At 73.4% G+C, this 13566-nt stretch carries 10 protein-coding genes and 2 pseudogenes; 6 read left to right on the top strand and 6 right to left on the bottom strand.

Features of this window, described 5'->3' with window-relative positions:
• The first annotated feature begins 541 nt into the window (after positions 1–541).
• Positions 542–940 carry a hypothetical protein gene (locus AB0M03_RS31310; RefSeq protein ID WP_363497564.1) on the top strand — a complete coding sequence of 133 codons (399 nt, stop codon included), beginning with the start codon at positions 542–544 and terminating at the stop codon, positions 938–940.
• 484 nt (positions 941–1424) lie between these two features.
• Here AB0M03_RS31310 and AB0M03_RS31305 read toward each other — a convergent pair whose 3' ends face one another.
• Both AB0M03_RS31305 and AB0M03_RS31300 read right to left on the bottom strand, forming a co-directional pair.
• The gene (locus AB0M03_RS31305; RefSeq protein ID WP_363497561.1) at positions 1425–1631 is read right to left on the bottom strand and encodes a hypothetical protein; all 207 of its coding nucleotides are present in this window, start codon (positions 1629–1631) and stop codon (positions 1425–1427) included.
• Positions 1632–2079: 448 nt separating this feature from the next.
• Positions 2080–4098 carry a S53 family peptidase gene (locus tag AB0M03_RS31300; protein ID WP_363497558.1) on the bottom strand — a complete coding sequence of 673 codons (2019 nt, stop codon included), beginning with the start codon at positions 4096–4098 and terminating at the stop codon, positions 2080–2082.
• Positions 4099–4981: 883 nt separating this feature from the next.
• Here AB0M03_RS31300 and AB0M03_RS31295 point away from each other — a divergent pair.
• Both AB0M03_RS31295 and AB0M03_RS31290 read left to right on the top strand, forming a co-directional pair.
• Positions 4982–5269 (top strand): hypothetical protein, encoded by a 288-nt coding sequence (locus AB0M03_RS31295; RefSeq protein ID WP_363497555.1) that lies wholly within the window; start codon positions 4982–4984, stop codon positions 5267–5269.
• Between the two features lie 42 nt (positions 5270–5311).
• Positions 5312–6628: pseudogene (locus AB0M03_RS31290) on the top strand (LamG-like jellyroll fold domain-containing protein); the annotation flags it as partial.
• 73 nt (positions 6629–6701) lie between these two features.
• Here AB0M03_RS31290 and AB0M03_RS31285 read toward each other — a convergent pair.
• Positions 6702–7379, bottom strand: coding sequence for a helix-turn-helix domain-containing protein (locus AB0M03_RS31285; RefSeq protein WP_363497553.1), 678 nt, complete (start codon positions 7377–7379; stop codon positions 6702–6704).
• Between the two features lie 69 nt (positions 7380–7448).
• Here AB0M03_RS31285 and AB0M03_RS31280 point away from each other — a divergent pair, with 69 nt between their 5' ends.
• A complete protein-coding gene (locus AB0M03_RS31280) occupies positions 7449–9047 on the top strand; it encodes an FAD-binding oxidoreductase (protein WP_363497551.1) in 1599 nt (532 codons plus the stop codon).
• Between the two features lie 226 nt (positions 9048–9273).
• Here the strand turns inward: AB0M03_RS31280 and AB0M03_RS31275 are convergent, their stop codons facing one another.
• Together AB0M03_RS31275 and AB0M03_RS31270 are read right to left on the bottom strand one after the other, a co-directional pair.
• A complete protein-coding gene (locus tag AB0M03_RS31275; protein WP_363497548.1) occupies positions 9274–9591 on the bottom strand; it encodes a hypothetical protein in 318 nt (105 codons plus the stop codon).
• A 697-nt stretch (positions 9592–10288) separates the two neighbouring features.
• Entirely contained in the window at positions 10289–10768 is a 480-nt protein-coding gene (locus AB0M03_RS31270; RefSeq protein WP_363497545.1) for a hypothetical protein, read from the bottom strand.
• A gap of 106 nt (positions 10769–10874) precedes the next feature.
• Between AB0M03_RS31270 and AB0M03_RS31265 the strand changes: the two genes are divergently transcribed.
• A complete protein-coding gene (locus tag AB0M03_RS31265) occupies positions 10875–11441 on the top strand; it encodes a helix-turn-helix transcriptional regulator (RefSeq protein ID WP_363497542.1) in 567 nt (188 codons plus the stop codon).
• A gap of 153 nt (positions 11442–11594) precedes the next feature.
• Positions 11595–12863 (top strand): protein kinase, encoded by a 1269-nt coding sequence (locus AB0M03_RS31260; RefSeq protein WP_363497539.1) that lies wholly within the window; start codon positions 11595–11597, stop codon positions 12861–12863.
• Positions 12864–13311: 448 nt separating this feature from the next.
• On the opposite strand, the pseudogene AB0M03_RS31255 reads toward AB0M03_RS31260, so the two are convergent.
• Positions 13312–13554, bottom strand: a pseudogene (locus AB0M03_RS31255) (protein kinase); the annotation flags it as partial.
• Between the last annotated feature and the right edge of the window lie 12 nt (positions 13555–13566).

The following is a 13566-nucleotide window of genomic DNA, read 5'->3' as shown; positions in this document are numbered from 1 at the left end:
AAACCCCCGACGAGACCATCACGACAGCCCTTACCGCCTAGCCTGAAACCGGATCACCGAGTGGCCGTCGATACACCACTCCGGCGGACGTGACCAGGAGGCGTCCCTGCATCGCAGCCTCAGAGATCCGGAAGGTCCCGCCGATTCCGACGAGGTCTTCGCCGCCCACGCCGAAGTGCTCGAGTCCTACCGGATCGACCTGTGGTGGCAGTACGAGTCGGACATCGAAGTCGACTGAACCCGGGGAGTCCGCGACGCACCGGCCGAGGGACCGCGCCTGCACATCGTCGTGTGCAGGCGCGGGAACCACTCGCCCCCTCCGCCTGGAGGCCGTGGCGTGTCCCGGTCCGCTCGTCCCGCCGGTCACCAGCGCCCTCACCGGGCCACTCCGTTCGTCGAGGCTCGCATGGCGCGACATCAGGACGTCGGGCACTCCAGGTCGACCCGGCCGGCCCCGGGTGTCGGACTACTCAGGGAAAGGTGAGTACGTGGACTCTGTCCCGGGCCGGGGCCAACAGGGAGGCTGGGGACCATGCGCCGGATGATGCCGAGACTCTTTCCCTTCCTTCTGCTGGTTCTCGTACCGATTGGAGCATGGGCCGCCTGGCTGGGCTGGGACCAGCACCAGGACGTGCACCCCGACGGCTCGGTGTCCGGCCCGTACGAGGCCTGGCAGGTGATCGGGCTGGTGCTGACCCTGCTGGTGCCGGTGTACTGGGCCGCGTCCCGGAACCGCGTCGCGGCTGCCGTGCTGGGCACCACGGCCGGTCTGACTGCCGCCGCCTGGTACGACTGGTCGGACGATGCCAGCGGCCTCTTCGCGATCGGCGTGGGCATGGTGATGGTGGGGAGCCTCGTGGCGACCTCCCTCGTCTCCGCCCCGATCGCCGCTCTGACCCACCGGGGAGGGCCCGCCACCCTGCGGCCGACCGGGGTGTGACCACGGCGCCGGGGACGATCGCGAGGCCGGAGGCGGCCGGGTCGCCGGTCGTCACCGGCGGCGAGCAGACCAAGCCCGGCTTCCTCGCCCATCCGCTCCAGGGGCTGTCCGGCCCGTCCTCCGAGGGGTCGTCATCCCCTTCCGACGGCCACCGGCGGCAGCTGCCCGTCCTCACCGCAGGCCCGTTCCGCTACAAGACCGGTGCCGCCGAGTACCTGCGGGCCGCGCAGCGGCACGCTTCCGTCCCGGTGAAGCAGGCCGTCGCCTGTCCTTTCGGCGCTGAGCCTGCTCGGGATCCGACCCACCGCAGCACACGCAGGGCCCGGACCACCGGTCCGGGCCCTCCCTCGTGTGCCGGGCACCGCCGGTCTGTCCGCCCCGCGCCCGAACGGAGCGGGGCGGACAGACCGGTTCACTGCCGAGCCCGGACATCGGGGATACAGCGGAGTCCTCCCGGCCTGCAGGAAGCCGGCCGGGAGCGCTGTCACATCAGGAAGACCACGTCGATCTGGCCGTCGGTGCGGGTGGTGATAGTCGCCTCACCCGGCCCCTGGGCGGGACTGGTGTTGAGGAAGGCCGCCGCGGCATCCGCGTCCGGCCTCACGGTGTGGCGCCACGTCTTGGTGCCGTCCGCCGTGTTCCTCGCCATCGACCTCTTGAGCTCGACATCGGACTCGTTGAGCTGAGTCATGGACAACTCCTTTCGAACAGTTGACTGATGGAAAACGCCTCTCTGACGAAGCGTCAGAAACCGGATTCCACCAGTGCCGGTCCGATACTCAGAGTGACGGCACACTTCGCCGTTACGGCAGCACACCACTCCGCCAGATGGACGTACGCCCCCCGCCTTGCGAAGCCTGCTCGGCCCCGGCTCAGGCCGCCCGCCCGTACGACGATCTTCCGAGGTCCTCCCGGTGCTCCAGTGGGACTACTGACGACCTGAGACCGGCTCCGCGAGGGCGAGTTCGGTCCACCGCGCCAACTGCCCGGCGTGGCTGCCGGCCTCCGTCGCCCGGGCGACCGCCGCGATCTCCTCAGGTGCGGGCTCGCCTCCGCGGGAGAGCAGATTCAGTGGCCAGGCCGGGGTGCCGAGGCCGCCGACCGGGCCACCCGGTCGGCGGCCTGCGAGGGATCGCGCGTCAGTCCGCGGTGCGGTGGCGGCCCGGGCGCTCGTCGGGCGGGCAGTCGTAGGAGGTGAGGTAGTCGGCGGTCGGGGTGCCGACGCCGGTGACCGGGTCGTAGCCGCGGTCGGCGACGAGCGAGGTGTCGTGGCCCATGGTGCGCAGCGAGGTGGTGGTCCCGTCGCTCGCATCGACCCTGTTGTCGAAGTCCACGCGGACCTGGGCGAGTTCGGTGCCGGGGCCGAAGGGGTGGTCCACCACGTCGTGGTAGGCGGAGGTCCCGTAGCGGGCGTAGATCGCGGGGTTGGCGAAGCCGATCGGCGAGCCCTGGGCCTGCTGGGCGAGTGCCTGGAGGGCGGCGATGACGGGGCAGGCGAGGCTGGTGCCGCCGATCCGGTACTCGCCGTACCGGACGCTCCCGTCGGGGAAGGTCTGGGACTGGCCGACGAGGAAGCCGGTGTTGGGGTCGGCGACGGCGCCGATGTCGGGGACGACCCGGTTGCGGCCGCCGTTCGCGCCGGACAGCGACGGCGGGACGACGCCGCGCTGGTAGTGGGGTTGCGGGAAGCGGGCGCTGGTGCCGCCGCCCGCGCCGCCGTTGAACGTGCCGGGGAGGTCGGTCCAGCCGGTGCCGTCCGCGGAGAGCACGGACTTCAGCGTGCCCCAGCCGGTTTCGAAGCGGTACGCGTCGGAGGCGTCCAGCGCCAGGGAGGTGCCGCCGACGGCGGTGGCCCAGGGCAGTGAGGCCGGCATGTCGGTCTGCTTGGTGCCGGTGGCTCCGAGTTCGTCGCCGGAGTCGCCGCTGGAGAAGTAGAACCCGATGCCGGTGACCGCACCGCGCTTGAACAGGTGCTGGTAGACCCGGTCGAAGGCGGGGTCGCCGGCGTTCTCCGGCGCGCCCCAGGAGTTGGAGACGATGTCGCCCAGGTGCTGGTCGACGACGCGGTCGAGGGCGTCGACGAGGTCCTGGTCGTAGCAGGAGGAGGCGCCGACGTAGGAGATGTCCGCGTCGGGGGCCACCGCGTGCACGGCCTCGATGTCGAGGGTCTGCTCGCCGTACCAGCCGGCCGCGTCGCAGCCGTCCGGGTCCACCTCCGGCGGGGCCGTGTGCGTCCACACCGCCGGGTCGTAGCGCAGCAGTTGGTTCTTGCCGTACGGGGCGTCGCCGTGTTCGGCGGCGTAGCGGGTGACGTCGTCGCCGATGGTCGGGGAGTCGTAGGCGTCGACGACGGCCACCGTGACGCCGCGGCCGGTGAGGCCGGTCGCGCTCGCGCCGTACGCGGTGCGCAGCCGGCTGCCGTTGAGGCCCTGGATCGCGTAGGGCCGGACGGCACCGTACGCCGCGGGGGTGCCGGTGGCCGGATCGGAGCCGAAGTAGGCAGAGAACGGGGGCGAGTTGACGAAGGCGCCGCCCGGGCCCGGCAGGGTGTCCCGGTGCTGCTGCCGGCCGGGCCGGACCTTGCTGGGGGCGGTGTTGAGTCCGGTGACGCTCAGCACGTCGTCGGCCAGGTCGGCGGGCACGGTGACCTCGCCGGCCGGTGCCCGGTAGGTGCGGGTGCCCTTGCGGTAGGTGTGCAGTTCGGTGCCGAAGGCCCGCTCGGCGTCGGCGGCATCGCCCTCGGCGGTGAGGTAGTGGCTGTTGGAGGAGGTGACGTGCATGCCTGAGGAGTGCAGCCAGCTGCCGACCTTGGTGCTCTGCGCGTCACTGCTGCCGAACCGCTCGGCCAGCTGTTGCGGCGTCAGGAAGCGGCCGTACTGGTCGGAGGCGGGGTCGGAGACCTCGCGGGCGAGTGCGTCCAGTCCCTCCTGGTCGCGTCCGGCGAGGTAGACCCGTACGGTGACGGGCGCGTCGGCGCGTTCCCTGCCCTGGTCGGCGGCGGTACGGGTCCAGTTCGGCGCTGTGCCGGGGACGGTCGCGCGTCCCTGTGGTGCCGGGGTGTCCGCGAGCGCCGGGGTGCCGGCCGCGGTGGCGGCCAGGAGCGGCAGCAGGGCTGCGGCGACCAGTCCGGTTCTGGTGCACGACGGGCGGATGCGCATGCAGGAACAGCCTTCCGGTCGGGGGCGGGACCGCGGGTCCGGGTGCTCGGCCGCACCGGCCACGCCGGCCGCCCTCGACGCTAGGTCGCTGCGCTGTCCGACCAGGGCAGCCCGAATGCGACGCACCGTCGGCTTCACCCGCCCGGTGGCCGGGGCGCCTTCCGCAAAGCACGCGTGAACGCCCGGGCCGGCTTCGACGCGCGGGAATCGGAAGTGGGGGTGAAGGGATTGTTCGAGGCTGCGTTTACAACGTTATACAGGCGTCGCGCTCAGACAGGCAAGAGCATTCCCATGCTCCATTCCGGGCGGGCGCCCCTTCGTCACGCCGCTTCTGACGCCACCTCGGCAGCCGCCGCACCCGATGGTCGGCGGCGTGCACTCCCCCGCTGCTTCCGCCGAGCAGTCCAGGCATCTGCCCAGGCCGACGGCATGTCCGACGTGACCGGCGGGCCGGCGGTCCGCCTGGGCGCAGCGCCCGAGGTGGCCGACTTGGCGATACATCGACACATCGTCATGTCCTGCTGCCGCAGGTCGACATCGCGCGAAGTGGGCACGCGGAGGGCTTTCCTACAACGCATCGCTCCGAAGGGGTGGACACGACCTCGGGGTCGTGCTGTCATGCTGGCTGCCCCGATTTTCCAACGTTGGAACGGAACTCCACCCACCCCCTCGCGACACCGGTCCGCCGCCGGTGCCGGGCGCTGCGGCATGCCGTCGCACCGTGGCACACCGCCGCAGTCGCGCCGCCCGGCCGAAGAGCCGGCGGCCGCCCGCTCCCGTTCCGGGCCGACCCCGTCCGTTCTCCGCCACAACTCCCACCCGCCCCCGCCGGGAAGGCACCCGGCCGGGAAGGGGCGGCCCACCCCCTGTGAGGAGCATCCGCTTGAGACGACAGCCAACCCGCCGGCCGTGGCGCGGGATGTGGTCGCTGCTGCTGGCAGCGACGCTCTCGCTGCCCGTGGCCGGCCTGGTCCCCGCCGCTTCGGCGGCCGCACCGGCCGACCGCGCGACCGCCTTCGCCGCAGCCGACCCGGATGCCCAGGTGCACGGCCTGAAGGGCGAGTACTACCGGATGTCGGCCCCCGGCGCCCGCGACTTCGCCGAGCTCGGCGGCACCGCACTCGACCCAGCATCGATCTTCCCGGCCTGGCCGGCACGTTCCAGGAGATGACGGGACGCCAGGAGAACACCACCGCCCGGTGGACCGGGTCGATCACCGCGCTGGTACTACCATGCGGACAAGCTGGGACTGCTGGTCTGGCAGGACTTCGTCTCCGGCGACTACAGCACCGCCGCAGGACGCCAGGCGTTCACCGACGAGGGCGCGGCCGAGATGAAGCTGCTGCACAACTCCCCCTCGGTGATCGGCTGGATCGTCTTCAACGAGGGCTGGGGCGAGTGGGAAAGGACGGAGACCGGCAAGCTGGCCGAGGCGGTCAAGGCGGCCGACCCGTCCCGCCTGGTCAATGCGCACAGCGGCGTCAACTGCTGTGCCTCCAAGGGTGATTCCGGCAAGGGCGACATCATCGACCACCACGACCACGGCAACACCGACCCGGCCTTCCCCGACGCCACCCGGGCCGCGATGGACGGTGAGCACGGCGGCTTCACCCTCCGCTCCCCCTGCCACATGTGGCCCGGCGCCCCGACCGTGATCTACAGCGGCGTGGCCGACAAGGCGGCGCTCACCCGGAGGTACGTCCAGAACACCGAGACGTTCTACCTGGCGGCGGCCGGCGCCGAGCTCTCCGGCTCGGTCTACACACAGGTCACCGACGTGGAGAACGAGCTCAACGGCCTCTGGACGTACGACCGGAGGCAGATCAAGGTCGACGCCGCCCAGGTCCGCGCGGTCAATCTCAAGGTCATCGCGGCCGGCGCCGCCGCGGGCGCCCGCTCCGAGCTGCACGGTGGCGGCTCCTGGACGCTCGACGAGGGCACCGGCGCCACCGCCGCCGACCAGGGCCCCAACCACGCCGACCTCGCCCTGACCGGCGGCACCTCCTGGGCGCCCGGCGTCAGCGGCAGCGCTCTGAAGGTCGACGGCCAGGGCCAGTACGCGCAGACCGCCGGCCCGGTGCTCGACACCACCAGGAGCTACTCGGTGGCGGCCTGGGTGACCCTGGACGCCCTGCCCGGCAACTACGCCTCCGCCCTCAGCCAGGACGGCCGGCGCATCGAGAATCCGTTCTACCTGCAGTACGGCCAGGGGGCGTTCGCCTTCAGCCTGCCCGGCGGCAACCGGGCCCGGCTGCCGATCACCCCGCAGCTCGGCCGGTGGTACCACCTGGTCGGTGTGCACGACGCGGCGAGCTCCACGATCCGGCTGCACGTCGACGGCGTCCTCGCCGCATCCGTGCCCGCCGGCCCGGCCGACGTCAGCACCGGCCCGCTCGCGGTCGGCCGCGCCAAGTACAACGGCCAGAACACCGACTTCTGGAACGGTTCGGTCGACCAGGTCCACGCCTACGACCGGGCCCTGACGGCAGCGGAGGTGAGTGCGCTGCACAGCGCGGAGGCCCCCGCGTAGCGGCGGCACGGCGCTCGGCCCCGGCAGCGGACGTCCGCTGCCGGGGCCGAGGGCCGTGCACGCGGTGCAGCAGTCACGGCGACTCGGGTCCGAGGGCGCTGCGGGCAGCGGCGAAGAGGCGTTCGCAGCGCTGCGCCATCGCGTCCGCGGACTCCTCGGGGTGCTTGATCCACCAGCGGACCAGGGCGGTGGCCAGGCCGCGCCAGGCGTGGGCGAGCGCGTCCGCGTCGAGCAGGTCCGCCTCGGGTGCACCGGTCTCGGGTGCACCGGCTTCGGGCGCGTCCGCGGAGCCCGTCCGGTGGAGGACGTCGAGGGTGCCGATCGCCGCGAGGTCGTCGACGGCGGCCCGGTAGTGGGCGGCGAGCCGGGCGGGTTCGCTGTCGGGCGGCAGCGAGGTGTCGTAGAGGACGAACCAGGCCTCGCGCTGCCCCTCGAGGGCGGTGAAGAGGTTGTGCAGCACGCGCACGGGCGTCGGCGGGCGGGCGTCGCCGGCGGCGTCCATGGCGGTGCGGATGGCCTCCAGCAGTCGGTCGCCGACGGGGGTGAGGCAGGCGAGGTAGAGGTCCTGCTTGGGGCCGAAGTACTGGTGCAGCAGGGTCTTGGTGACGCCGACGCGCGCGGCGACGGCCGCGAGGGAGGTCGCCTCGTAGCCGCGGCGGCCGAACTCCTCGGTGGCGGCCGCGAGGATCTGCCGTTCGCGGTCGGCTCTCGGGACGCCCTTGGTGCCGGCCCGGGAAGGGGGGATTGCCATGCCCTGGATCTTACCTTACGGTAATTTACCGCTTGGTAAATTCCTTTCCCCGCCGCCCGAGGGAGCCCCATGGCCGAGGCCGCCGCACCCCGTACGCACCGCACCCGCTCCTGGTGGGGCTGGGGCTGGGCCGACGCCCACCCCGACGACGCCGAATGCATCGCCATGGGCGCCCTCGTCCCCGGCACCCTGGCCCGCCCGCTGCCCCTGCCGGAGATCGCCGACCTGCGGATCGGCCCGCCGGCCGTCACCCCGCCGATCACGCTGGCCCCCCTGGTCACCGCCGACCCGGCAGCACGCGCCTCGCACACCATGGGCAAGGCCTTCCGCGACGTGGCCCGCGCCCTGCGCGGCCGCCCGGGCCGCATCCCCGACCTCGTCGCCCACCCGCGCTGCGACCAGGACGTCGCGGACCTGCTGGAGTGGGCCGGCGAACACCGCGTGGCCGTCGTCCCCTACGGCGGCGGGTCCTCGGTCGTCGGCGGCGTGGAGTACCGGGGCGAGGAGCACCGCGCCGTGCTCTCCCTCGACCTCACCGCCATGGACCGCGTCCTGGAGATCGACACCGCAGACCGCTCCGCCCTCGTCCAGGCCGGCATCCTCGGCCCGGCCCTGGAGGACCGGCTGCGACCGCACGGCCTGACCCTGCGCCACTTCCCGCAGAGCTTCGAGTTCTCCACCCTCGGGGGCTGGCTCGCCACCCGGGCCGGCGGCCACTACGCCACCGGCCGCACCCGCATCGACGACTTCGCCCAGTCCCTCCGCGTGGTCACCCCCGCCGGCACCGGCACCTCCTGGCGGCTCCCCTCCTCCGGTGCAGGCCCCTCCCCCGACCGGTTCTTCCTCGGCTCGGAGGGCGCCCTCGGCGTCATCACCCAGGCCTGGATGCGGCTGCAGGAACGCCCCGCCCACAAGGCCTCGGCAGCCGTGGCCTTCGCCGACCTCCAGGCCGCGCTGCAGGCCGTGCGCGCCATCGCGCAGTCCGACCTCGTGCCGGCGAACTGCCGTCTGCTCGACGCCGGCGAGGCCGCCCTCTCCGGCGCGTCCCAGGACGGGTCCGCCGTCCTGGTGCTCGGCTTCGAATCCTCCACCGCCCCCGTCGAGGACCGCCTCGCCCTGGCCCTCGAACTGGCCCGCGCCCACGGCGGCACCACCGGGAAGACCGGGGCCGACGCACCGCCGGACGCCGCCGTCGGGGCCTGGCGCAGCGCCTTCCTGCGCATGCCGTACCTGCGCGACGGCCTCGCCCGGATGGGCGCCGTCGTCGAGACCTTCGAGACGGCCGCCACCTGGGACCGCATCCCGGCCCTGATCGACGGCATCCGCAACGGGGTCGGAGTCGCCGCCCGCAAGGCCACCGGCTTCCCCGCCCTCGTCAACTGCCGCCTCACCCACGTCTACCCCGACGGCGCAGCCCCCTACTTCACCGTCGTCGCCGGCGGCCGGCCCGGCGACGAGGCCGCCGTCTGGGACGAACTCAAGGCCGTCGCCGAGGACGTCCTGCACCGCCACCGCGCCACCATCACCCACCACCACGCCGTCGGCCGCGACCACCGCCGGGCCTACGACCGCCAGCGCCCCGAACCCTTCGCCCTCGCCCTCCACGCCGCCAAGCACGCCCTCGACCCGCACGGCATCCTCAACCCGGGCGTTCTCGTCGGCAGTTGACGGCGCGCTGCTCCGGTGCCCCCACGCGCACCGGAGCACGATCTCCACCATGCGCGCCAGGGTGACCACACACCCGGGCGTCTCGGCCGGCCGGCGGAGCGATCGGCTGACCGTCAAGAGCGGCCCCGAGGCCTCGCGAACCCCCGTCGCGGCGAGGCCCGGGGCCGCTCTCCCTCACGGCCCGCCCCGCATGCACGCTGCGCTGGACCGTTGCCGAGCCAGTGCATCACCAAGTGATGGGCACAGTGGCGCGGATCAACTGGACCGTCGCCTGTGCCGTCAGGCGGCCGCCCTCCCCGCCGATCGACCGACAGAACGTGACGATCATCAGGAGGGCGGCTCCCCGGCGCACCTCGAGCGGGGTCATCTCCCAGAGCTCCCGGGCGGGCGGCGCGCCATGCTCCCGGTACGCCGCCCAGATGCCGTAGACGAGACTGGAGACCTGGTCAGGAGCGGCGGCCAGCTTGCGGAGCCTGGCCACGGTCTCATGTTCGCTGAGCCCTGGCTGCGGGCGGGCGACCGTCGGGCCGAGCAGGACCAGCACCCCTCCCACAGCGCGCAGTGAGGAGATCGCCGGACTGGAGCCCGCCCTCGCCGCCCAGACCGGACACCCGGCCGTCGCCGAGGTCGTCGCCCGGGTGATCGAGACCCGGCTCGCCTTCCTGACCGAGCTCTGCACCGACCTCGGGTTCGACCCGCCGACCGACCGCCATCGGACCCTCGCCTCCTACACCGCCTACCTCGGCTGGCTCGAACTGCGCCGGACGGCCCCTCGGCTCGCACCGGAGGCCCTGCCCCAAGACCCCCTCGGCCGCCCTGGACCACCTGGTCGCCATGCTCCTCGCACCGGCCCGGCCGCCGGTCCCCGCAGCCGGGCCGCTGCCCCCGGTGATCCCCGCGGCCGACTGAGGGGATGTCCGGTCCGGACGCTCCGGCGCGACCCCGGCGTCGCGGCAGACGCCGGAGAACCGGACTCTCCGCCGGGGACAGGCGAGCGGTACCCGGGCCGCCGCCCGCGTGTCCTGCGCCCGCCCAGCGCACGGCCGGGGTGGGCGCCGACCGTGCCGTTGCTGCCCAGCGGAAGGCCCGCTCCTCCTCGTCCGGCGCTGGCCCGTGCCGAGCTGGGCGGCGGGCTGGAGCCGGCGCGGATCGGCGCGGCGGTCGCGGCGGCGGTGGCCGAGCTCCGCCGAGGCGGACCACCGCGAGCGGCCGAGGGTCGCCGAGCGGGTGAGCAGGGCCGGTCAGGAGCCGGAGACGGCTACCGTCAGGCCGTCGCCGATGGTGGTGACCACGACGGAGACGGCGCCCTTGGTCGCGGAGACGGTACCGGCCGCGCTGACGACGTCGTAGCCGGCCGCCCGGAGGGCGCTGCCGTAGGCGGCGACATCGGTGCCGGTGTAGGTGAGGACGTAGGCGCCGGCGTCGCCGGTGACCGAGGTCAGCTTGCCGCCGGGGAGCGGCAGGCCGGCCGGGAGGTCGGCGGGCTTGGCGGGAGACTTGCCCGCTGCCGAGGCGGCGGGGCTCGCGGGAGCGGCGGAGACGGTGGCCGAGCCGCCGTTCACCGAGACCGAGCCGCCGTCGCCGTTCACCACCACGCTGGATTCGGACACCGCCGCGGCGGGCTTGGGGGCGGGGCCGGCGTCCTTGGTGCAGGCGGCGGTGCCGAGGCCGCCGACGGTCAGGGCGAGCAGGAAGGCGGAGGTGCGCGCGGTGACGGACATGGTGACGTCCTCTCAGCTGACGGTGAGTCGGATTTACGGACGCAAAGGATGTTGACAGATGAAAACCCTCTTTGACAAGTGAAAACCGGCTACCTAGCGTTGGGACATGGACGAGACCGCAGTGGTGCGCAACCAGGAACTCCAGCGCCAGTGGTACGGAGCGCCACTCGGCGAACTCTGCCGGGACCTGTGCGCGAGCTTCGCGATCACCCAGTCGGCACTCGCCGAGATCCTCGGCATCTCGCCCGCCATGCTCAGCCTGGTGATGCGCGGCCAGCGGGCCCGGATCGCCAACCCGGACGCCGCCGCCCGGTTCGCCACCGTCCTGCAGCTCGCCCAGGACGTACGCAGCGGCGCGGTGCCCGCCGAGCGGGCCGCGACCCGGCTCGACGAGATCCGCTCCCGGACCACCCCCGGGCAGGACTCGTTCGGCGCGCAGGTCGGATCATCCGTGCCGCCGCCGATCGGCGGAAGCGACGAGTCCAGTGAACGGTGGTTCGTCCGCTCGCTGCGCGACCTGCTCACCTCGGCCGCCAGCGCAGCCGAGATCCTCGCCGCCGCCGACACCCTCGAACCGCAGCACCCCGCACTCGCCGAGATCCTCCGGACCTGCGGCGCCGGCCGCACCGACGAGGCGGTGGCGCTCCTGCGCCGATACAACCTGCTCCGCTGACGGCCTCCGGTGGCCACCCGACGGCCCCGGTTTCCGGCTGCGGTCTGTCGGTTCCCGGAGAACCCGCTGCGCCTTCGGCCGTCCATCCAGTCCCTGGCGGTCCGTTGCCTCCCCGGCAGACCGGCAGGCTGGAGGCCAGCTACCCTGATCGCCATGAGAGCAGGGGGGCTTCTCGCCGGCCGGTACACACTCGTGGAACCGCTCGCCGCCGGCGCGCAGGGCACGGTCTGGCGGGCCGTCGACCGCGAGAACGGGACGGACGTCGCGGTCAAGGTGATCGGGGCCTCGGACGTCGGGGCACTGCTCCGGCTGGTCTGCGAACAGTCGGTGCGGCTCGGCCACCCGCACGTGCTGGCGCCGCTGGACTGGTTCGTCCGCGACGGAGAGGCGTGGCTGGTGCTACCGCTCGTGCGCGGCGGGACCTTGGCCGGCCTGCTCGCCGACTACGGCGAACTCCCGCCCCAGGTCGGGTTGCTGCTCGCCGAACAAGTCCTCGACGCTCTGGTGGCGGTACACACCGCCGGGCTGGTCCACCGCGACGTCAAGCCCTCCAACCTGCTGCTGGCGGCCACCGGCACCGGGCGACCGCACCTCTACCTGGCCGACTTCGGAGTCGTGCAGTGCCGACCGCACCTGCGGCTCACCGAGCACCGGCTGGTGGTCGGCACCCCCGACTACCTCTCGCCCGAGGTCCGGGGCGGCGAGGGCAGCTCGCCCGCCCAGGACGTCTACGCGGCCGGCCTGGTCCTCGCGGCGCTCGGGGCGCCTCGCGAGGTGGTCGCCGCGATGACCGCCGACCGCCCGGAGCAGCGACCCACGGCCGCCACCGCGCTGGAGGCCATCGCTTCGGCGCGGGCAGCACTGGGGCCGGAGAGCTGGCCGGTGGTCTGGTGGGGGGAGGAGTTCGGCGTCCTCGACCAGTTGGCTGAGGCGGCGGGCCCTGCCGTTCACGCGGGGGCGCAGCGGGACGACGGACCCGTGTCGTACGAGGGCGGGCAGACCGGGGGAGCGCCCGGAGCTCGGTCGGTGGCCGGGACGACCGGCCGTTCGAAGCGTCAGGGTGGACTGGTTCGGTGGGTGGTCGCCGCTGTCGTGTTGTTGGCGGCGGCGGCGGGTGGGGTGGTGGCCCTGGAACATGGTGCGGACGACGGTCCGGTGGGAGCGTCCGGCTCGACCCGACCCTCGGGGACGACGGCGCCGTCCAGGCCGGGCTCCCAGCCGACCGCCGCGGGCCGTTCCCCGCGCGCGGTGCCGAGCGACGCCGATATCGCCGTCCCGGACCCCGACGGGCCGACGGCCTTCAGCCCGTGCGAGGCCGCCCAGCAGTACCGGGTACGGTTCAGCCCCGAGGGCTACCTGCTGGTGTGCGAGCACCTGCCCGGCAGCCGCGACTACGAATGGACGCCGCAACGCGAGGACTGAACCCCGCAGCGCGGGCTCAGCGGCGGACGCTCGACAGTCGGCGGACTCCGGGCGAACGCGGAGCTTGTCGAGCGCGGCGCCCGCCGGACCCCACCCCGGACCCGGCAGCCGTCGGTGTGGCGGCTCAGGGAAGTTCCACACGTCGATGGCGTTGTAGTTGTCGCGGGCCAGGGTCTTGCCGTCGGGGCTGAACGCCACCGCGTTTGCGGCTCTCCTGCCGACGGTACCCGCGGCCGTGCGGCTGGCCACATTCCAGAGCCGGACGGTGTTGTCGAAGGCGCCGCTGCCGCTGGCCAGGGTCCTGCCGTCCGGACTGAACGCCACCGAGTTCAAAGAGTCGGTGTGGCCGTGAGGGTGAACAGGTGGTGGTCGTCGTCGAGGTTCCTGACGATGAACACGATGCCGGATGCCGCTGCGGCGAGTGCGGTGACGGCACCGAGGACGAGCCGGTGGTGGTGACCGCGGTGCCTTCGAGGGCTTTGGCGATGCCGAAGTCGATGATGCGTGGGCCGTCGTCGGTGATCAGGATGTTGGAGGGCTTCAGGTCACGGTGCACCAGACCGGCCCGGTGGATGGAGGCGAGTGCCTCCGCCAGCCCGGAGCCGAGCTCCCTGACCTGCGGTTCGCCGAGTGGTCTGGAACGCTGGATCACGGTGGCGAGGTCGGGGGCGTCGAGGTAGGCACTGGCCACCCACGGCCGGAC

The organism is Kitasatospora sp. NPDC051914, from assembly GCF_040680995.1.
GTDB lineage: Bacteria > Actinomycetota > Actinomycetes > Streptomycetales > Streptomycetaceae > Kitasatospora.
Note: the sequence above shows the minus strand (reverse complement) of the source record. Positions and strands in the feature narration are given on the sequence as shown.